This is a genomic window from Sphingobacterium sp. UGAL515B_05 (assembly GCF_033097525.1).
In the GTDB taxonomy this organism is placed as follows: domain Bacteria; phylum Bacteroidota; class Bacteroidia; order Sphingobacteriales; family Sphingobacteriaceae; genus Sphingobacterium.
Genome location: NZ_CP109907.1, coordinates 4232408 through 4254101 on the forward strand (window position 1 = coordinate 4232408; position 21694 = coordinate 4254101).

At 41.5% G+C, this 21694-nt stretch carries 16 protein-coding genes; 10 read left to right on the forward strand and 6 right to left on the reverse strand.

Annotated features, from left to right (window positions below):
* Positions 1–566: 566 nt before the first annotated feature.
* The 3 genes from OK025_RS17275 to OK025_RS17285 form a co-directional block, all read right to left on the reverse strand.
* Positions 567–1019 (reverse strand): Rrf2 family transcriptional regulator, encoded by a 453-nt coding sequence (locus tag OK025_RS17275; RefSeq protein ID WP_317665632.1) that lies wholly within the window; start codon positions 1017–1019, stop codon positions 567–569.
* Positions 1020–1116: 97 nt separating this feature from the next.
* Positions 1117–2319, reverse strand: coding sequence for an NO-inducible flavohemoprotein (gene hmpA / locus OK025_RS17280; RefSeq protein WP_317665634.1), 1203 nt, complete (start codon positions 2317–2319; stop codon positions 1117–1119).
* Positions 2320–2608: 289 nt separating this feature from the next.
* Positions 2609–3448 (reverse strand): DUF4846 domain-containing protein, encoded by an 840-nt coding sequence (locus OK025_RS17285; RefSeq protein WP_317665636.1) that lies wholly within the window; start codon positions 3446–3448, stop codon positions 2609–2611.
* 165 nt (positions 3449–3613) lie between these two features.
* On the opposite strand from OK025_RS17285, the gene OK025_RS17290 reads away from it, so the two are divergent.
* The 3 genes from OK025_RS17290 (at position 3614) to OK025_RS17300 (ending at position 9162) form a co-directional block, all read left to right on the forward strand.
* Positions 3614–7036, forward strand: a complete 3423-nt coding sequence (locus OK025_RS17290; RefSeq protein ID WP_317665638.1) for a glycosyltransferase — start codon at positions 3614–3616, stop codon at positions 7034–7036.
* Between the two features lie 205 nt (positions 7037–7241).
* Entirely contained in the window at positions 7242–8765 is a 1524-nt protein-coding gene (locus OK025_RS17295; protein WP_317665640.1) for an NAD(P)H-hydrate dehydratase, read from the forward strand.
* Entirely contained in the window at positions 8746–9162 is a 417-nt protein-coding gene (locus tag OK025_RS17300) for a GNAT family N-acetyltransferase (RefSeq protein ID WP_317665642.1), read from the forward strand. Before OK025_RS17295 ends, OK025_RS17300 begins: the two co-directional genes overlap by 20 nt.
* Positions 9163–9250: 88 nt before the next feature.
* Here the strand turns inward: OK025_RS17300 and OK025_RS17305 are convergent, their stop codons facing one another.
* Positions 9251–9841: a sugar O-acetyltransferase gene (locus OK025_RS17305; RefSeq protein WP_317665644.1), complete on the reverse strand. Its 591-nt coding sequence runs from the start codon at positions 9839–9841 to the stop codon at positions 9251–9253.
* Positions 9842–10203: 362 nt separating this feature from the next.
* Here OK025_RS17305 and OK025_RS17310 point away from each other — a divergent pair, with 362 nt between their 5' ends.
* Positions 10204–12417 (forward strand): glycosyltransferase family 4 protein, encoded by a 2214-nt coding sequence (locus OK025_RS17310; RefSeq protein WP_317665646.1) that lies wholly within the window; start codon positions 10204–10206, stop codon positions 12415–12417.
* On the opposite strand, the gene OK025_RS17315 is transcribed toward OK025_RS17310, so the two are convergent.
* Positions 12389–13873, reverse strand: a complete 1485-nt coding sequence (locus OK025_RS17315) for a glycoside hydrolase family 130 protein (protein WP_317665648.1) — start codon at positions 13871–13873, stop codon at positions 12389–12391. The genes OK025_RS17310 and OK025_RS17315 overlap by 29 nt on opposite strands.
* 128 nt (positions 13874–14001) lie before the next feature.
* Here OK025_RS17315 and OK025_RS17320 point away from each other — a divergent pair, with 128 nt between their 5' ends.
* From OK025_RS17320 to OK025_RS17345, 6 genes are all read left to right on the forward strand, one after another.
* Positions 14002–15459 carry an aminoacyl-histidine dipeptidase gene (locus OK025_RS17320; RefSeq protein WP_317665650.1) on the forward strand — a complete coding sequence of 486 codons (1458 nt, stop codon included), beginning with the start codon at positions 14002–14004 and terminating at the stop codon, positions 15457–15459.
* Between the two features lie 234 nt (positions 15460–15693).
* Positions 15694–17022 (forward strand): gluconate:H+ symporter, encoded by a 1329-nt coding sequence (locus OK025_RS17325; RefSeq protein WP_317665652.1) that lies wholly within the window; start codon positions 15694–15696, stop codon positions 17020–17022.
* Between the two features lie 30 nt (positions 17023–17052).
* A complete protein-coding gene (locus tag OK025_RS17330; protein ID WP_046674510.1) occupies positions 17053–17517 on the forward strand; it encodes a RidA family protein in 465 nt (154 codons plus the stop codon).
* 10 nt (positions 17518–17527) lie between these two features.
* Entirely contained in the window at positions 17528–18634 is a 1107-nt protein-coding gene (locus OK025_RS17335) for a D-TA family PLP-dependent enzyme (protein ID WP_317665655.1), read from the forward strand.
* A gap of 1 nt (position 18635) precedes the next feature.
* Positions 18636–19730, forward strand: coding sequence for a dipeptidase (locus tag OK025_RS17340; protein WP_317665657.1), 1095 nt, complete (start codon positions 18636–18638; stop codon positions 19728–19730).
* Positions 19731–19943: 213 nt separating this feature from the next.
* Positions 19944–21185, forward strand: coding sequence for an MFS transporter (locus OK025_RS17345; protein WP_317665659.1), 1242 nt, complete (start codon positions 19944–19946; stop codon positions 21183–21185).
* A 96-nt stretch (positions 21186–21281) separates the two neighbouring features.
* Here OK025_RS17345 and OK025_RS17350 read toward each other — a convergent pair whose 3' ends face one another.
* On the reverse strand, positions 21282–21626 hold the full coding sequence (locus OK025_RS17350; protein WP_317665661.1) for a hypothetical protein: 345 nt from the start codon (positions 21624–21626) through the stop codon (positions 21282–21284).
* Positions 21627–21694: the final 68 nt, after the last annotated feature.

The following is a 21694-nucleotide window of genomic DNA, read 5'->3' on the forward strand; positions in this document are numbered from 1 at the left end:
TTTTATTTATTTATATAAAGTCTGTAATATGTTGTTGTGTAGATATTAATTTGTATTTTTTTTGATTTTTCATTGTAAGATGGGAAATTGTATGAAAATGGCGTTATAGTCAGGAAATGATCCATATTTTTGGGGTTTAACCCAAAGGAAAGACGTCCAAATAAGAAGGTTTGTTATCTTGGTATAGGCCGACAAAAAGCCTATTTCCTTGTTTCATCGAGCGTATTAAATAAAAAGTGAGGGTTACTTTCAGGGAGTTATATCGAGTTTGGTGGCGACCTTATAAGAAGTTTAGAAATGGTCCTAGGATCATCCTATTTCGCGTAATTTCAATGATTTGAATAATTGAATGGCGGGACGCTTAAATGCGATACATTTTAATGTTTTATAATTTTTATATTGCTTTTAATCAGCTGTATTATGTGGATTATGTGAAGGTGTGGTTTTATACGAAAAAAGCGAATTTTACGTCTTCCGAATTATTTTCAACATGGTACTCAATAGAAAAAATGAAGGAAGAAGCTGAAGAATTAGCCTGTTAATCCAAGGAATTACCTATGGTTTTATCAGGGTTGATATGGCTTTTTTGTTAATAGGATTTTCCCTTTAATCAGGTCGTCGTTGAATTGGCCGACCGTTGTTTTTTGAAGCATTTCCGAGAGGTTGTTGCGTATGCTTTTGAACTCGTGATGCAAGGGACAGGGATATTGTTCGGAGCAGAATTCAAGCCCCATGCCGCAGCCGACAAATAGACTTTCACCGTCGATCGCTCTGACGACTTCGGATAGTGGAGTGGACATATCTTCCCTATCGAGGTAAAATCCACCACCAGGTCCCTTCATGGATCGAATGATACCTGCACGGCTTAGATTCTGTAGTATCTTGCCTAGAAAAGCTTCCGGAGAATGGATACTCTCTGCTATTTCTTTTATGCTCACGCGTTTATTTTCTTGGGAGCTTTGTGCGATAAAAAAAACTGCCCGTAGTCCATATTCACATGTTTTGGAAAAAATACCCATAATCTTTTTGCTTTTTGCAAATGTACAAAATCAAAAATAGCCATCCGCCAATGATTAAAAATTAGGGATGACTATTTGATGAAGCGGGGTAGTGCAATTAATTTAGTTGCAAAGATGCTGGACCAAATTCTTCGAAATGAATGTTCTCTGTTTGGATACCCTGATTCGTTAAATATTGGAAGTGCTTTTTGATAAATCCTGATGGGCCACAGATGTAATAGTTTGCCTCCTGTGGAAGATGCGAAGCATCTATTTTAGCGAGATCAACCCAACCCACAAGTACGTTGGCATCCGCATCCTGAGCTTCGTCATAGAAAGAAAAACTAGTTATGTTTTGATGTTGATTTTCCAATGTTTTTACTCTTTCTTTAAACGCATGTAAATCAGGGTTACGGCAACCGTGGATCCAAGTGATTGGTTTGTCTTCTTTCTTGTCAGCTAAATGTTCTAACATGGCAATTAATGGGGTCTGACCAACTCCACCACTAATAAATACATGTGGTTTTTCACTTTCGATAAGTTGAAAGGAACCTGTAGGTGCTGTGAGTTCCAGTTGTTTTCCAACTTCAAAGTATTGATGTATATAATTACTCACCATACCCTCAGGTTTTCCTTCCGTAGCTTCTCTTTTTACCGAAATCCGAAGGTACTCTCCATTGCTCGCATCGGAAAGACTATACTGTCTTGGTTGGTACAGGTGTAATTCGGGAAGAAATACACGAACACTTACATACTGGCCTGCCTCATGTTTTGGAAGTCTTCCTTGATCTGTTGGCTTGAGATAAATAGACTGAATCTCGGCGGTCTCAGATACCACTTTTACAATGGTGAATGGCTTCCAGCCCGTCCATCCGCCCTCGTTCTGGATCATTTGATCATACATATCCTTTTCGACTCCGATCATCAGATCCGCTAATTGAAAATAGGCAACTTTCCAGGCTTCAATCAGTTCTTCTGTTGCTGCATCCCCCAATACTTCTTGAATGGAGGCCAATAGATGCTTGCCAACAATCTGATAATGCTCCGGACGAATATTGAGGCTACTGTGTTTTTGTCCAATATGTTTCACTGCAGAAAGAAGGACTGCGGGATTCTCGATATGCTCGGCATAGGCCAACACTGCCGTGGCCAACGCCGCTTGTTGCCGCGCATTTTGTTGGTTTCCCATATTGAAGATATGTTTAAGCTCAGGATTGTGGGCAAACATACGCTTATAAAAATAACTGGTCAGCGCCACACCATGTTCTTTTAAAACCGGTACAGTGCCCTTGATTAACTCTTTTTGTGCTTCAGTAATCATAATAAAATATTTAAATACCTTTTTATCTTTTATTTAATCGGAATAAAAAACAAAAAAATCCACCTCGGCTCCGAGGAATTTTGTAAACCTTGATAGGGTTCATTTGCAAGTGACTATCGGGTACAAAAATAGAAATTTATAATAAAAGACAAAAATATCTTTTATTATTTTCTGTCGCTTGTTTGGTCATCACCTGATCGATTGAAAAGGTATTATTATTATTATTATTATTATTATTATTATTATTATTATTATCCAGCTCTGGCTATTCACAAGTTTTTAACCCTGGTTATTCCCAAGTTTTGAGGTTTTTAGGATAAAATGTCCATTCAGGGGTTTTTATAATATCCTGGTCTATATCGTACCAGGGACTAAGCGTGCTGTTGTTCCAATTGTTTAAAATCTGTATTTCTTGCGCCGGCATGTAGCTTTGTGCGAGGAGTACGATTGTTTTTCCAGTACTGTCCTTGGCTAGATCAACTATAATGATTGCGTGGCCAATGGGTGATCCTTTCTGGATAAAAGTATCTCCAATCTTAACTTCCTGAGTCGTTTTTACATTGGGCAGCTCATCGTGTAAAGAGGCTGTGTTGGCATAGGCAAACACATATTCCAGGTATTTCCAATAGGTTGGGTAGGAATAGTCTCCTTTTGCATAGTTTGTATAAGCGCGGGGTTTGCTATCGGAAAGGAAGTTGAATTTGATGTCCTTATACCGCTTTTGTTGGTATAAGTAATCTGCCCTGAGTCGCATGACAGCATCGGCGCATTGGTGTAAATCGCGCTTTCCTATATCTAGTTTCACAACACTGTTGTAGATGTTATTTCTAGGTTTAATTTTTCCATCATAATAATGTACTTCCTGGTCGATGGGGTATAATGGAAGATTTTCGAGAAAATTTCCAAATTCTTCGACCCGGTAGGCAGGCCTTTTAAAGCCTTTTGGTAACAAAATGCGCGATTTGATCGTCATCCCATCGGGGTTGATAAACTGGTTCCCGTCAGGTGCTATTGACTCAGTAGTTGCCGGATTCAAAGTTTTGTTATTAGGTGCAGCAACATTTGGCTGCCCACATCCACTGAAAACCTGACACGAGAGGAGTGGAATGAGTACATATATCGATCTCATATAAAAGTTTCTGAGCTAGTGTATTGCGTTTCATCGAATATACTTAAATTTAGATAGAATTCGAAGTGTGAATCGTCTGAAAAAATTAAGGAATTTTTAAGCTATTCATCCACTTTTTGGATCATTTTCTGATGTAGCTTAGCCGAAGTTAATAAGAATACGATTATGTCAGGAAAACAGATTTTTCAGACGTCAAGCAAAAAGCGCTGGTACGCTTTTTCATGGATGAGCAGAGCATTGGTGATCAGTTTGATCATTGGTGTTATCTGTGTGGTTTATACATTGGGAAAGATTCAGATTCCTCCTTTTCCAACAATTAATACCAACACAGCATTGACTGAAAAGTCCACCGCCAGATTAAAAAAATCCAAACAATTTAAGGAGTTTACCATTGTAAAATCCGAATTAGAGAAGATTAAACGTGACCGCGAGCTGAAGCATTTGAAACATATTGGTACCAAAGATAGAATCAATATGGGGTTTTATGTCAGTTCTTGGTCTAATGAAGTCCGAGAGCAGTCTTTATCGGATCTACGCCGCAATATTGGTCATTTGGATATGGTTGCTATGGAATCCTTTTTTACTGTGCCTAATCAAGATACAGTAGTGGATAAAGCAGATACTGCTGCACTTAAGGTCATTCATCAATATAAGCGCAAAGCTATTGCACAGATTTCCAATTTCAGTGGTAATGATTTTGACGGGCAGACTGTAAAGGCTATTTTACTTAATCCGGATAAACAACAGCGTTTTATAGACGACATCCTTCTTAAAGTGAAGCGCAATGGCTTTGCCGGTATAAATATTGACTTTGAGAATTTACAGTTGGATGATCACAAGCCATTAAACGATTTTATGGCGCATATCTATACTGTATTTCATACGGAGGGCCTACTTGTCACACAGGATATCTCACCTGAAAATGATGATTACGATCCCATTGCCTTACAAAAATACAACGACTATATTATTTTGATGGCTTATGATCAACATTCCATTGAAAGTAATGCCGGCGCCATTTCACATCAGGCATGGGTCGAAAAAAATCTCGATGAACTTTGCAATAAGATCGATGCAGACAAGGTGATTCTGGCTTTGGCCTGTTATGGATATGATTGGCCAAAAGGCAGTGTCGGCAAGACATTGACTTATGATAATGCTGTTATTTTGGCGCATAATTACAATGCTAAGATTACTTTTGATCCCGAATCTGCAAATCTCAACTTTAGCTATAAAGATGGGGCAGGGATGCATCATGATGTGTATTTTACAGACGCTGCAACCTATTTTAATCTTATCCGCAAAGCAGATGACTGGGGGCTAGCTGGTATTGCACTTTGGCGTTTAGGAAGTGAAGACTCCCGTTTATGGTCATTTATTTCGAGATCATTGGACCGAGAAAATCTGCAAAAAGAACCTTTTGACTTTAGAAAGATAAGCCAGATCAATGTCGGTGGTATTCAATATATTGGGGATGGGGAAATTTTGGACTTGGTCAATAGTCCCGCTCCGGGAGAGGTGAAATTCACTTACGACCCATCAACGCTTATGGTTCAGAATCAGGAGTATGTAAAGACGCCAAGTAATTATGTAATCAAACGCTTTGGAGAAAAAGATAATACTGTGGTCCTGACCTTTGACGACGGTCCCGATCCTACGTATACACCACAAGTATTGGATATCTTAAAAAAGGAACATGTTCCCGGAGCTTTCTTTCTTGTTGGTGTTATGGCTGAGAAAAATATGGATCTGGTTCGGAGAGAATATCAAGAAGGACATGAACTCGGTAACCATACCTTTTTTCATCCTGATATGTCTACAATAGGGCCGAATCGCGTTAAGTTTGAACTGAATGCCACCCGAAAGATCATCGAATGCATAACCGGTCATAGTACAATTCTTTTCCGGGCTCCTTTTAATGCTGATGCCGAGCCACAGACTGTTGCTGAAATTCTGCCTGTTGCTCAGAGCCGGAAAGAGAACTACATCAATATCGGCGAGTATATTGATCCCAACGACTGGTTACCTGGTCGTACTGCAGATGAAATCTATAATGAAGTCATAAAACAACGCGATAATGGAAACATTATTCTATTACATGATGCCGGAGGCAATCGAGAAGCGACTATAGCCGCCTTGCCGCGTATTATTCATTATTTTAAATCTCATGGTTATAAATTTGCGACGATTGGAGATTTAATGGGGAAAAAACGTGATGAACTGATGCCTCCTGTAGAAAATGCTTCCGATTCGGGATTTAGTGGATCTTCCAACCGCTTGTTCTTAGGAACATTGTTTTACGGTAACATCTTCCTTAACTTGGTTTTTTCCATTGCAATTGTATTGGCAATTTTTAGAACAGCAATGATTGCTTATCTGGCAATCCGACAAAAACAAAAAAGTAAAAAAGAGCGATCTCAATTGGTTGTGGAGCCTCGTGAAAAGGTAAGTGTGATCATTCCTGCCTATAATGAGGAAATAACAGTTTTGGCAACGATAAAAAGCCTGTTGAATTTGGATTACCCCAACTATGAATTGATTTTTGTTGATGATGGATCAAAAGACAAGACTTTTGAGATTGTCAGTAAGGTGTATGGCGATCATCCTAAAGTAAGGTTATTTACAAAACCAAATGGGGGGAAAGCGTCTGCGCTTAACTATGGTATCCAACAATCCGAAGCACAGTTTGTGCTTTGTATCGATGCCGATACACAACTGAAAACAGATGCGTTAAAACAGTTGATGAAATATTTCAATAAACCTCAGGTCGCCGCTGTTGCGGGTAGTGTTAAAGTGGGAAATGTGCATAATATATTAACACATTGGCAATCGATCGAATATATCACCTCACAGAATATGGATCGGAGAGCGTTCGATTTGCTCAATATGATATCGGTCGTACCAGGAGCAATTGGGGCCTTCCGTAGAGCTGTTATTTTGGAAGTGGGTGGATTTACTACGGATACCTTAGCGGAAGATTGTGATTTAACCATGCGTATATTAAGAGCGGGTTATACCGTGCGAAATTCATCTGAAGCAATCGCTTATACGGAAGCACCAGATACGGTCAAAATGCTCTTCAAGCAACGTTTCCGTTGGAGTTTTGGTGTGTTGCAAAGTTTTTGGAAAAATAAACAGACCCTGTTGAATCCCAAATATGGCTATTTTGGTATGGTCGGAATGCCTAATATTCTGATTTTTCAGATTATACTGCCTTTATTTGCTCCGTTGGCCGATATTTTTATGTTATTCTCTCTCGTGAGTGGTCTTTTCTCCTTAAGCGAGGTAAATGGTATCAGCTGGACAGGAATTGCAGGATTATTTTCACTGCATAACGGTTTCGGTCAAGTGATGTTTTATTACTTCCTTTTTGTACTCGTGGATATGTTCTTTGCAGGTATTGCCTTTAAAATGGAAGGCGAGAAGCTTAGCAATTTAATTTATTTGTTTCCGCAGCGTTTTTTCTGGCGTCAACTGATGTACTTCGTTTTATTCAAGTCTGTCAGAAAAGCGATTAAAGGTGAATTAAATACTTGGGGTACTTTGAAACGGACAGGGGGAGTAAAGCAGGTAATAACAAGTGAATAAGAAGCAGGTAATAGCAAATGAATAAGAAGCTGGTAACAACAAGTGAATAAAAAGCAGGTACGTGCATGAGCTAAACGATAGCGATCCAATGTGGTTCCTCTGTGGGATCCTACACGAGGATCACTATCGCTAGCTCGCCAAAAAATGATACCGAAATTTTTAATTGACCTTGAGAATAGGTACTTTCAATAAAAATAGCAGCCACATGAAGATACTTTCCGCTCAGCAGATAAACAAAATTGATAGTGAAACCCTAAAGGATCAAAAAATTAGCGGTATAGACCTGATGGAACGAGCTGCAACAGTTGTTTTTGAGGAAATTAAAAAGCGTCATCCCCGATTGGAGTACAGTACCTTTTTCATCTTCTGCGGTAAAGGAAACAACGGCGGCGATGGCTTGGTGCTGGCCCGTCTGTTGGACCAACAACAGGCCCAAGTCAAGGTCTATTTAATCGATGTGGAGGATTACTCCGCTGATAATCTTGCCAATCAGAAGCGTTTACCCAATCATATCATTCAAAAAGTTGCTGCGCAAGACCAGGTTGCTATCCCTTCCGATGCAATCGTACTGGACTGCTTGTTTGGTTATGGATTAAAGCGTGTATTGACAACTGATTGGAGCGGTATAATTTCCAGTATAAATGGATGTGGTGCAAGAATCTATTCCGTCGATATGCCTTCTGGACTACTGGCAGATAGAAAGACTGCTGCAGATGTTCCAATTGTAAAGGCAGATTTGGTTTATACCTTTCAGTTTCCAAAGCTGGCCTTGCTGCTGCCCGAAAACCAATGGTATGTAAAAGACTTCAAGGTATTGGATATCGATCTTAGCCAACGAGCAATTGAAGCGGCAGAAACCAATCTTTTTTATGTCGACGAGCCGCTTGTCAGGTCCTTTTATCGGCAACGAAGGAAATTTGATCATAAGGGAACATTTGGTCATACCCTGATTATTGGCGGAAGTAAAGGTAAAATGGGGGCTGTTCAGCTTGCGTTAAAAGCGGCTCTCCGAGCGGGCTGCGGTTTAGCTTCCGCTTATGTGCCTGACGGTGGCAATACCATCTTACAGACCGCTGTGTCCGAAGCGATGGTGATAACAGATCCTGAGCAGGATTTTATTAGCCAATTCCCGGCAATCGATGGCTACCAGTCTGTGGGTATCGGAATCGGCATGGGAACAGCGCCGCAGACAATTGATGCGCTAAAGGTATTTATAACCCGTGTTAATGATACTCCTTTGGTATTAGATGCTGATGCCTTGAATATTCTTGCCCGCGAACCGAATCTTTGGGCTTTCGTTCCGGCGCACAGTATATTGACTCCCCATCCCAAAGAACTTAGCCGGATATTGGGTGCTTGGCAAGATGATTTCGAAAAGATGGAGAAAGTGAAAGTTTTTGCGCGTAAACATCAGTTTTACGTGTTAATAAAAGGAGCTAATAGTGCTATGGTTATGCCCGATGGAATGGTGTACTTCAATAGTACAGGCAATGTTGGGATGGCAACAGGAGGCAGTGGCGATATCCTGACGGGGATAATTACCTCCTTGCTTGGACAGGGCTATTCTTCCAAAGAGGCTTTAATTATGGGGGTATATATCCATGGGGGCGCGGCAGATATTGCCGTAAAGACCATCGGTACCTATTCCCTGTTACCGTCGGATACCATTAGTCATCTTTCCAATGCATTTCTCGAATTAGAAAAGGATTATGATGGATTGGTACATTGAACAAGTCTTTGCTGCCCGGACCTGGAAACTTCGAAAAGAGGTTTTCTCTCCCGAAGGTAAGCTGGCTGAAGTGATGTTGGATGGCGATTTTGAAGCGACGCATTTTGCGGCCTACGATGGAAACGACGTGGTAGGCGTGCTGAGCCTGATTAGTTTAGGTGATACTTATACAATCCATTTCCTCGCTGTTGCTCCACATGTAAGGCTGAAAGGTGTAGGTACAGCATTATTGAAGCATGCGCGACTATTTATCCATACGTTTGCTGGTAAATATCTTCTTGCAAATGTGACCGGCGATCAGCAACATTTTTGGACAAGTAATGGATTTGTTCTTCTAAAACAGCATGAAGATACCGTCACCTATTCATTATCTATAACAGATGATCCTATAGATTAATTGTAAGTGGGAATTTAGTGTAAGCGGGAAGATAGATCCTTTTCCCCATAAATGTGACCTATGTTATCCCTTGTGACCTGTGTTATCCCTACAGATTTTCAGTGTAGGTGATCCGATCCGCTTCGGTGATGTTACGTATGACCCGGCAGGGATTACCTGCAGCTATGACATCCGCTGGTATATCTTTTGTGACGACCGATCCAGAACCAATGACCGAATTTTTTCCGATTCGCACACCGGGGTTGACGACAACATGTCCACCGATCCATACATTATCTTCGATAACGATCGGCAAAGCAAATTCCCAACCTTGATTTCTTGCTTCAAAATGGAGCGGATGACCCGCTGTGAAGAGGCTTACATTAGGCCCAAATAATACATTCTCACCTATGGTAACCGGTGCGCCGTCTAAAATCGTACAGTTATAATTGCTGTAAAAGTTCTCACCGATCGTAATATTATATCCATAATCGCAACGAAAAGGAGGTTCGAGAAAGAATCGAGTTCCCGTCGCTTTAAACAGCTTTTGAATAATCTGTTTTCTGAATTTCAGTTGTTTAGGCTCTGAATCGTTAAATCGCTTCAGTTCTTCTTTTGCGTATTGTCTTTCCTTAAATAATTGCCCCTCCGAATCGATGTAAGGAAGGCCGGCAATCATTTTTTCCTTTGCTGATTTCATTCAATGGCCATTTTTCTGCAACAAACTTAGATAAATTGATGTTTAAATACAATAGCAATCTACGCGTTAAGACGTTAGGTTTTAGGTTCTCTTATTTCGCAGAATCAGTGAAACCCTTGTTTTTTGCTAAGCATAACCAAAGCATAGCCTGTTTCCATCAAATTACTCTGTTTCCATCAACTGGACAGCCTTGCCACACCAAGTTTTATAGCACCGTACGGATTTGTACAAGGTATCATTAAACCCTCTTCCGATTTAAATCATACAGTTGTGACAAACAATTTGGGGTCGAGAAGCATTTAGATAGTGGAGCACACGATGCTATTGCCTTTGTCCGGGCTATATTCAAAATTATTATTTCAATGAAGATTGCTTATATAAGTACCTACTTGCCCAAAGAATGTGGAATTGCCACTTTTACATCAGATTTGTTGCATGCTGTAGCACTGCATAATCAGGAGCTGACACAACATGTGTTTGCGGTCGCGGATCGGGACTATGTTTATCCCAGTGAGGTCGTGTTTAAAATAGACCAACATGATCAATTGTCCTATATTGAAGCCGCAAATTATATTAATGAAAACGGCTACGATTGTGTAATACTGGAGCACGAATATGGCATATTTGGCGGAAACAGTGGAACATATATATTGTCCTTGATTAACGCGTTACATATTCCCTTGCTGGTAAATTTTCACACCATTCTTGAGAAACCCAATGTTGATGAAAAGGCTATTCTTATTGAAATTGTTAAGCGAGCATCCATTGTGATCGTTATGAGCAATTATGCAATCACTTTACTCAAATCGATTTATCGGGTAAATACCTCTAAAGTGAGATTGATTCAGCACGGGGTTCCAGAGTTTACTTTGGATCATGAGCTTGCAAAACTAAAGAAGGGTCTTTCTGGAAAGAAAGTTTTATTGACTTTCGGTTTTTTGGGGCGAAACAAGGGAATTGAAATGGTGATCGAAGCTCTCCCCGAGGTCGTCAAGGATGAACCGGACCTGTTGTACCTCGTTATTGGTAAAACGCATCCTAATGTATTGGCGCATTCCGGGGAGGAGTACCGGGAATACCTGGGCAGTCTAGTCGAAGCTTATCAGTTGCAGGAACACGTACAATTTGTGAATTCCTTTGTGAGCCAGGCCGATCTTGTGGATTATCTAAGCGCCTGCGACGTTTATGTTACACCTTATGTTAATGAGGCACAGATCACAAGTGGAACATTATCTTACGCCATCGGTGCCGGAGCTGCGGTGGTTTCCACTCCTTATTGGCATGCCAAGGAATTGCTAGCTGATGGAAGGGGTGTACTCGTAGAATTTAAAAATTCCAGCAAGATGGCCGAGGTGCTCAAAAATTTGTTTTCAAATTTGGACTATCGAACAACATTGCGGGACAATGCCAGCGCATTTGGGAAAGAGATGACCTGGAAAAATATAGGCCTCCGGTACACGCGAATTTTAAATAAAATTATTCCTACCTACGATAGCCTCAAAGAAAATGTCGGATTTAGCAAAGAGGAAATGCCTAAATTCAGCTGGAAGCATATCGACAGACTGACCAATCAGGTCGGTATCGTACAGCATGCAACCTATTCTCTCCCGAACTACAAAGAGGGCTATTGTCTTGACGATAATGCAAGAGCGCTTTTAGTTACTTTATTGGCGCAGCAAGATTTTGCCGACAAAAGGCTCGACCGTCGTATTTCGACCTACCTGAGCTATATCTATTATCATCAGCGCGAAGACGGCCTTTTTCACAATTTTATGAATTTCCAACATAGTTTCCTCGATGAAGTCGGTTCGGAAGATTCCTTTGGACGGACGATATGGGCATTGGGACTGCTTCTTCGGGAAACAAAACTAACAAGTTATTATCAATTGGGACATGAGCTTTTCTATCGTGCTGTTCCAAATTTTGGCAAGTTGCGTTCCAACCGGGCGATTGCATACACTGTATTGGGTATTGCGGAATATTTGCATCATCAATCCAATGACGAGCTGATGATAGAGTTGATGCGGACACTTATCGGCAAACTGGTAAAGGAATACGAGGCAAGTTCAGATGAACATTGGCAATGGTTTGAAGGGGTACTGAGTTATGATAACGCAATTTTACCTTATGCCTTATTGATGGCTTATCCTTTTTTGAACGATGAAGCAATAAAACAGTTGGGACTATCGACTTTAAAGTTTCTCGAAAGTATCACTGTCCAAAACGGTGCGCTCTCATTGGTCGGAAACCAAGAATGGGCCAAGCAAGGAAAGCATATCAGCAAGTTTGGTCAGCAGCCACTTGATGTCACGGCAATGGTATTTATGTATCGTGAAGCTTTTCGACTCACGAATAAAAAGGTCTATTTTACCCGTATGATTGCTTCCTTTCGCTGGTTTTTGGGCGAGAATGACCTTCGGCTCGCTTTGTATGACGAGGAAACCAAAGGTTGCTGTGATGGGCTCGAGTCCTATGGCATCAATAGAAACCAAGGGGCGGAGAGCACCCTTTGTTTCTATTTGGCTTATATCGTAGTTTATCGTGCTTTTATTGATAACGATCAGGATTCAAGATAGCGAGCAACAAATCTTCGAGCTTGATGGTTGCATAAGTTGATGCATAATCGGACATCGCATAAGGTAAAATCAGGTGTTCGTTGTGTACAATGGCTCCGCAGGAATAAATGACATTTGGTACATAGCCTTCTCGCTCTTCGTCATTGGGTGTCATCAGTGGGCTGTGTAGACGTCCAATTTCGACATGCGGGTTGTCCAAGTCCAAAAGCGCTGCACCTAGGACATATTCACGCATTGGTCCAACGGCATGGGTTAAAATCAGCCAGCCGTATTGTGTTTCTATCGGCGAACCGCAATTGCCAATCTGAACAAATTCATACGGATATTCTGGCTGCTGAATCCGGATTGCCGTTTCCTGCCATATATTGATATTATTGGAGTAGGCGATGTAGTTGTTCTCACCATCAATCCGGCAGAGCATGGCATAACGTCCATTTATTTTACGTGGAAATAGTGCCGCCCCCTTATTGGCAATTTCACCATAAATAGGTTTCACTTTGAAGTGGTAAAAATCTTTTGTGGTGAGTAATTTCGGGAGGATGCTGAATCCATCGTACGCAGTGTAAGTTGCATAGTAGGTATTTTCCCCTTTTTCGTTTTTGAACTGAACAAAACGCGCATCTTCAATCCCCCTTTTTTCGGTATCGGCAATTGGAAATATCACGCGTTCTGAAATGGAAGTATCCAGGGAGAAGGTCATTTCATAATGCGAGGAAGCGAGCCAGAGCGCCTGTTGCAGAAAGGTGACATTCTCTAGATTTTCGTCACTATCCTTTCGAACTTCATCGATGTACCGTTTGAGTTCTTCGTAAGTAAATGTTTCCGTTAGTTTTTCCTCCAATTTGGACTTGACTTCCGTTGGCTCGGCATGTAGCTCATTCATCTTCTTTAAGAATGACTCCTTGTGATAACGGTGATTTTTGACTTGCATAGGTTTGTCCAATAAACTGCCGACGTAATCGATATGTATATTGTTGTCGACATCCAATGTGCCGGACCGAAAAACGATCGAAGAGACATGGCCTTCTCCTGTAGCCCTGAAACTCAAAATAACACGTTTTTCACCTCGAAATAATTCTGTTTGATCCGGATGTTCGATAATGGAAGGATTAAACAATGCCGCCGATTCTATGGAATATTCCATCGTGAAATAAGAGCCGATCAGCAGCTTGTCGATATGACTTAGCTTATCTTTTGAAAATGGAATCTTCTCCAATAGGTGGCTAACCCGGTCAAAGTTCCGTTCAAAGATATGGACAATGCTGCGATGTCTTTTCGTATAACTTCGTAAGACCTGTCCAAAAACTTCTTTTCGTTGCGCCTCGTTAAGGGATAAAATGCGTTTAATAACTTTTATCGTGCGATCATCTCCCAACGAAAAAAAACGTGCTAGCACTCTCTTTTTATCAGGTTTAAAATAAATATCCTTTCGTTCAACTTGTACTGGTCTATGCATATTAATTTGTTCATGTTTATACCCTTTATTAGAACGAACAGCGATTGGCTTTTGTTTTTATTCTAAACCAATAATCACCGAATTTCTAATAAAAATGGAGTAACTTTGACCAAGGAAAAATTTTAGATATGATTGAAAATAGTTTAGAACCAAAAGCAATTTGGAAAAATTTCTCTGCATTGAATGCGGTCCCGAGAGCTTCTAAAAAAGAAGAGCGCGTGATCGCCTTTATGGTAGACTTTGGTAAATCCTTGGGTTTAGAAACAAGCGTTGATGAGATTGGCAACGTGCTCATCAAAAAATCCGCTACTCCGGGAATGGAGGACCGTAAAACGATTGTATTGCAGTCGCATTTGGATATGGTGCACCAAAAAAATAACGATACTGTTTTTGACTTCGATAATGAAGGTATTAAGATGTATGTTGATGGGGATTGGGTGAAAGCTGAGGGCACCACCTTGGGGGCAGATAATGGTCTTGGTGTTGCGACAATCATGTCGATTTTGGAATCATCCATTATTGAACACCCTGCTATCGAAGCCTTGTTTACCATTGATGAAGAGACAGGCATGACGGGAGCTTTAGGTTTAAAAGGCGGTGTGCTTTCGGGTGAAATCCTGTTGAATCTTGATACAGAGAATGATACTGAAATTGATATTGGTTGTGCTGGGGGCATTGATGTAACGGCAACGCAGTCCTACGTTGCAGAGCCTTGTCCTTTTGATACGTTATCTTTTGAAATTACCGTAAAAGGACTACATGGCGGGCATTCTGGTATGGACATTCATAAAGGTTTTGCCAATGCCAATAAAGTGATGAACCGTTTGCTCTTTGGCGCCAATGCACATTATGGATTGCGTATTGCCTCTTTGTTGGGCGGAAGTCTACGCAATGCCATTCCGAGAGAAAGTGTTGCAAAGGTGGTTATCGCGAAGGATAAAGCAACTGACTTTGTTCAGAATTTGACACAATTGGCTCAGGATATTAAATTGGAGTTTGCAACGAAAGAACCAGCTATGGAAATTGTCGTAAAGCAAACTGATGCTGCTTATGCAACAGTAGTTCCAGTAAACGTGCAGGAAAACCTGATCAACAGTGTTTATGCGGCCTTAAATGGTGTGTATCGTGTGAGCGCCGATTTTGAAGACTTGGTAGAAACCTCCAATAATATTGCTAAAGTAGAAGTAGGCGGGGAAAAGGTTTCCATCAAATGTCTAACCAGATCTTCTGTTGAAACGTCTAAATTTGATTTAGCCCATTCTTTAAAAGCCGCATTTGAACTAGGTGGTTTTACTGTCAATTTTTCGGGCAATTATCCAGGATGGGCACCTAATCCGAATTCTGAAATTTTAGAAGTGCTCAAATCAATTTATACAAGACAACATGGTGAAGCTCCAGAAGTCGTCGCTTGCCATGCCGGACTTGAGTGCGGTATCCTGGGAACAAACTATCCCGAAATGGATATGATTTCTTTTGGACCTACAATCTTGGGTGCACACTCGCCTGCAGAGCGTGTCTCCATTTCTTCGGTGCAGAAGTTTTGGAGTTTTGTGCTCGAAATTCTCAAAGAGATCCCTAAAAAATAAATTTTCAACAAGGGCCTATTGCTGGTTTTTTTTGACGATAGGTCATGAAAGCAAAAAGAGATAGGTCAAGGAAACAGAAAGGTATGGTGTAAGCCATACCTTTTTTATTTTCATTAATTTTTCATTTTTCTTGCAAAAAATGAAAAATTACCTTACTTTCAGGATGAAAAAATGATTTAATAGACCAAATTTTATACAAGCTCTCAAATTGAGGGAAAACCTAATAGTGATATAATGACTATACTCCTCATTGTAATCAGCATTTGTTTGCTTATCCTTTGCATAACTTATTTTAAGATCAATGCCTTTCTCGCTTTTTTAGTTGTTTCCTTACTCAGCGGACTTTGTTTGGGTATTCCACCGGCACAGTTGGTGGGTACAGTTGAAAAAGGTGTTGCAGGCGTCATGGGAAGCCTAACTTTAATCATTGTTTTGGGCGCAATGTTGGGGAAAATTGTTGCTGAAAGTGGGGCCGCTGAGATAATTGCTGAGCAAATGGTCCGCCTGATGGGAGAGCGATACCTACAGTGGGGGCTTATGTTGACGGGTTTTATCGTTGGAATACCGCTATTTTATGGAATCGGATTTGTCTTATTAGTCCCCTTGATATTTTCGATTTCCTACCGCTATAAGTTGCCGACAGTATATATTGGATTACCGATGCTGGCAGCCCTGTCTGTGACACATGGCTTTATTCCGCCGCATCCTTCCCCGGTTGCATTAGTTGCCCTGTTTCACGCTGATATGGGACTGACACTTATCTATGGTCTTTTGATCGCCATACCCGCTATTATTTTGGGTGGGCCAATTTTTGGAAGAAGCCTCAAAAATATACGGGCAAGTCAGGAATCAATTTTCCGCGAGAAAGATCACTCGAAATCAGCGCAGTATCTGCGCCCCACAGTGGCCGTGAGTTTGGTTGTAGCCTTGCTGCCGGTATTGCTCATTGTCTTATTTACATTGCTTCCTTATTGCTATCATACAAGCAATATAGCGCTGCAGCAGGGAGTTAAGTTTATCGGCAACCCCACCGTTGTTATGGTTATTGCGGTCAGTGTAGCAACCTATTTATTAGGATTGAAATTGGGGCGATCGATGGCCAATGTGATGAAAATCTATGAATCTGCAGTGAAAGATATTGCCATGATCCTACTGATTATTGCTGGCTCGGGAATCTTTAAACAGGTGATGGAGGATAGTGGTGTGAGTCTATTATTGGCCAATACCCTGCAGCAGCTGTCGATTTCACCGCTACTATTGGCTTGGTTAATTACAGCTGTTATCAGAGGTTGTGTCGGCTCGGCCACAGTAGCCGCTCTAACGGCGGCTGGTGTGCTGCTACCGATTGTTACAGGGGGAAAAGTGGATCCCAACCTTATGGTGTTGGCGATAGGAGCCGGCAGTTTGATGTTTTCCCATGTTAATGATGCCGGATTTTGGCTATTTAAAGAGTACTTTGGACTTAGCATAAAGGATACCTTATTTTCCTGGTCCATCATGGAGGCGATTGTTTCCATTGTTGGGCTGCTTGCTGTTTTACTATTGCAATTAATTTTATATTAGCTATTATTTTAAACTTTAAAATCGTTAAAGATGTACAACGCAGATGAACAATTCGAAAAATTAGGTTTGACATTACCACCAGCACCGGCACCTAAAGGTGTCTATAAACCATACGTCATTGACGGCAAGTACCTGTATCTTTCTGGTCATGGTCCTGTACAAGATGATGCTACATTAATTATCGGTCGAATTGGAAGTGATATCAGTCCTGAAGAAGGCAAACTTGCGGCGAGACAAGTTGGTCTAACCATGTTGTCGACCATTAAAACCAACTTGGGCTCATTAAACAAAATCAAGCGTGTGATCAAGGTATTGGGTATGGTCAACTGTACCTCGGATTTTCTTTATCATCCAGGCGTAATTAACGGCTGTAGTGAGCTATTCGCTGCGGTTTGGGGAGAAGAGAATGGTATTGGAACACGTAGTGCAGTTGGATTTGGTTCTTTGCCCGATAATATTCCCGTAGAAATCGAAGCATTATTTGAGTTATACTAATCGGAATTGTATGGAAACTTGGTGCCATATACATGATGTCGATCGGGTCGATTCGCCAGCTTTACTGGTCTACCCTGATCGCATTGTCAAGAACATAGATCGCGCTTTACATATTGTGCATGGGCGGGCTGATCGATTGCGGCCGCATATCAAAACGAACAAGTGTCGGGAAGTATGCCAACTGATGATGGATAGGGGGATTACAAAGTTTAAGTGTGCAACCATTGCAGAAGCTGAACTATTGGGTGTTATCGGTGCAAAAGATGTTTTGCTGGCATACCAGCCCGTAGGGCCAAAGATAGATCGTTTTTTGAATCTTGTAACCGCCTTTCCGGAGACACATTTTGCCTGTCTTGTGGATCATGTCGATGCAGCACAGGAGATTTCAAAGCGTAGTCTGTCGAAAGGCTTACTCAGCGCTGTTTATCTCGATGTTAATATTGGCATGGGCCGTACAGGAGTATCTTTAGAAGGGATTGAGCGTCTCGTTATGGATATCCATCTTTTGGAAGGTATTCAGTTGGTAGGTGTGCATGGTTATGACGGTCATATTCATGACAAGGATTATAAACTTCGCGAAAAGCAATCCCAACATTCATATGGTATACTCGAAACCGCCTACCTTATGGCGCAGGTGTCCACCTCTAAACCGTTGACTAAAGTTATTGGCGGTTCGCCAAGTTTCCCTTTTCATGCCGAACGCAGCGATGTAGAATGCAGTCCCGGAACGTTTGTGTTTTGGGATTTTGGCTATGCCGAAAATTACGCAGAACAGGATTTTATGCTTGCAGCGGTACTTCTGACGCGTGTCGTCTCGATTGTTGATCACAAGCACCTTTGTTTGGATCTGGGGTATAAATCAGTTGCATGTGAATCACCGCAACCCCGCGTCAAGTTTTTTGATCCGCGTATTGGCGAAATAAAAATGCAGAGTGAAGAACATTTGGTCGTTGAGGTAGCAGATAGTGCCCAGTTTAACTTAGGCGATGCCCTTTATGCCGTGCCAAGGCACATCTGCCCAACAGTAGCTTGTTATGGCGAACTTCAAGTTGTCAATGAACGGCAGGCAGATCAAATTTGGACTGTTTATGCGCGAAATAAAAAAATAAATTATTGATATGTACGAATTTGAAATGCCATTTTTGGTCGATGCACATTTGGATTTGAGTATGAACGCCATGGAATGGAATCGGGATCTTCGATTGTCGATTACCGAACTGAACCGTAGGGAAAAGGGAATGGATGACAAGCCCGATCGGGCTAAGGCAACCGTCACTTTTGACGAATTGCGTCGTGGTCATATTGGTTTGGTTGTTGCTACACAAATCGCCCGTTTCGTAAAACCCGATAGTGCTTTGCCAGGCTGGTACTCGCCGGAACAGGCATGGGCACAAACACAGGGGCAGCTTGCATGGTATAAAGCGATGGAAGCCGATGGACAAATGAAAATGATCTGTACAAAAACTGATTTGGACCAGCATTTGGCGCTCTGGTCGGATGGCAGCGATCATGCCGATAAGCCAATCGGATATCTGCTGAGTCTGGAAGGTGCCGATTCCATTGTTGATATCAGCTATCTCGAAACAGCCTATAACTATGGCTTAAGAGCGATTGGGCCAGCACATTACGGACCGGGTCGATATGCCAATGGAACAGACTCGTCGGGTAAGCTTAATGAGCAGGGAATAAGGTTATTGGAAGAAATGGAGCGATTGGGGATGATATTGGACGCGACACACCTGAATGATGATGCTTTTTGGGATGCTGTCCAACGCTATCAGGGTGCGATTTGGGCCAGCCATAATAACTGTCGCAAGTTTGTGGACCATAACAGGCAGTTCAGTGATGAAATGATCAAGGCTCTTGTAAAGAAAAAAGCAGTGATCGGGGTAGCGCTCGATGCTTGGATGATGGTACCGAATTGGGTACGCGGTGTATCCGATCCTAAAACAAGCAATTGCTCCATGGATATCATGGCCAACAATATTGATCATATTTGTCAATTGGCAGGAAATGTCGATCATGTTGGCGTGGGGAGCGACTTAGACGGCGCATTTGGCCGTGAGCAGTGTCCTTATGATCTGGAAACGATTGCTGATATCCAAAAAGTATTTGGCATCCTGTCAAAAAGAGGGTATAATAACACCGATCTTGAAAAGATTGCCAGCAAGAACTGGCTTAATTTTATGCGAAATGCATTGCCCGAATCATAAGAATAAAATAGAGCTCTATTTGAGCTTGTATAGAGCAATGACAACCGAAGACAATAGCCTGTTTAAGCGATAGTCACTCGAGGACAACGAGCACGTTACTTCAGCGGTCGTATCGCTCGCTGTCGTTATGTGTATCAATAACATAAGGCTTCTACGTGGTCATTGAAACCGATGAAATAAATCAAAACAAACACCTCCAACACGAATTAATCGATGAAACCAGTATTACGCGTCCAATTGTCCCTGATGATGTTTTTAGAATATTTTATCAAAGGGGCCTGGTTTGTTACTTTGGGAACATACCTTATTAAATCGCTCAATGCCTCGGGTATGGAGGTCGCGAATATTTTTGCAACACAATCCCTTGGTGCTGTATTTGCTCCTTTTTTTGTGGGTTTTGTCGCCGACAGATACTTTAATGCCGAGCGGGTACTTTCAGCATTACATCTCATTGGAGCTGGACTACTTTACGGGATGTCGCAGGCACCGGATGCGACACATTTTTATCCCTATGTATTTGTCTATTTTATGGCTTACATGTCTTCGCTATCCTTATCCAATGGGATCGCATTCCGGCATATTGAAGACGCGAAGAAGTATTTTCCGGGGGTACGCGTGTGGGGAACGATCGGTTGGATCTGTTCGGGACTTGTGATCAGTTATTTGTTCCGTTGGGATGCTCCCGAATCGATACAGGCAGGTGCCTTGCATAATACCTTTATTATGGGCGCGGTTTGTTCGGTGTTACTGGCATTCTTTAGTTTGGCCCTGCCAAAAACTCCACCTCAGGTGAAACTCAGGGATGAAAAATTTGATTTTGGAAAGGCAATCGGTTTGGATGCATTGAAGCTTTTAAAAAAGCGGAGTTTTCTGATTTTTTTTGTAACAGCAATTGTCATTTGTATTCCCATTTCGTTCTATTATCAAAATGCGAACCCATTTTTGGTCAATGCCGGAATACCGAACCCCACAGCAAAAATGGCATTGGGGCAATTTTCCGAAGCCATTTGCTTGTTGTTGATTCCATTTTTCTTTAGACGCTTGGGGTATAAAAAGATGATTTTACTGGGCATTGCGGCCTGGGCACTTCGCTATTTGTTTTTTGCCTACGGCGACGGACAGGAACGGTCATTCTTATTGCTATCCGGAATTTTATTGCATGGCATCTGCTATGATTTTATGTTCGTAGTGGGGCAGATCTATACCGATCGAATTGCTGGTGAAAAATACAAGGCTTCTGCACAGGGGCTTATTACCATCGCGATGTATGGTGTAGGGATGCTGATCGGATTTTGGGTTGCCGGTGCTGTTTCAGATTACCTGAAAACAGCTTATGCTGCTCAATTTTGGGAATATCTTTGGTTTATTCCGGCAGGTATTTCTGGTTTTTGTCTTTTGCTATTTGCCCTATTTTTTAAAGAGGAGAAAACGATGCCGGATATGAAAGCCAGTTAAAGATGCGCTATGTTCAATTAAAGGCAGAACGTCCGTAAAAAACGATAACATGGAGCATCTATGATGGGAAGGTGCTCCATGTCTTTAAAATGCCTATTAGATCATATTGAACCATTCCTGGTATTTTTCACCGATGAAGGGGAGTGGTTTCCGCTCTCCGGAAAATGCGGACATTAATCCTAGTATAAGAGCAATAAGTAGGAGCAATCCAACAATACTAATGGCGATTCCGCCAATACCCGGAATAAAACGTAACAATCCCAAAGCCATTCCTGTTACTGAAATGCCTATACTTTGTCGGATATGGAATTGCGCTAAAGCAGTCTTTTCCTTGTTGTTCATGATGATGGCTGCAACAAGACCGATGATGGTTAAGTAAGAAATAATAGCAATTGTTTTTCCGTCATTTGACGTAGCCTTCTGAATAGGGGTTCTCTCCATGATCCTTTATTGTAAAATGTTTGACTTAAATATTTAAGACAAATTTAGGAGAGATATCCCTTCTATCC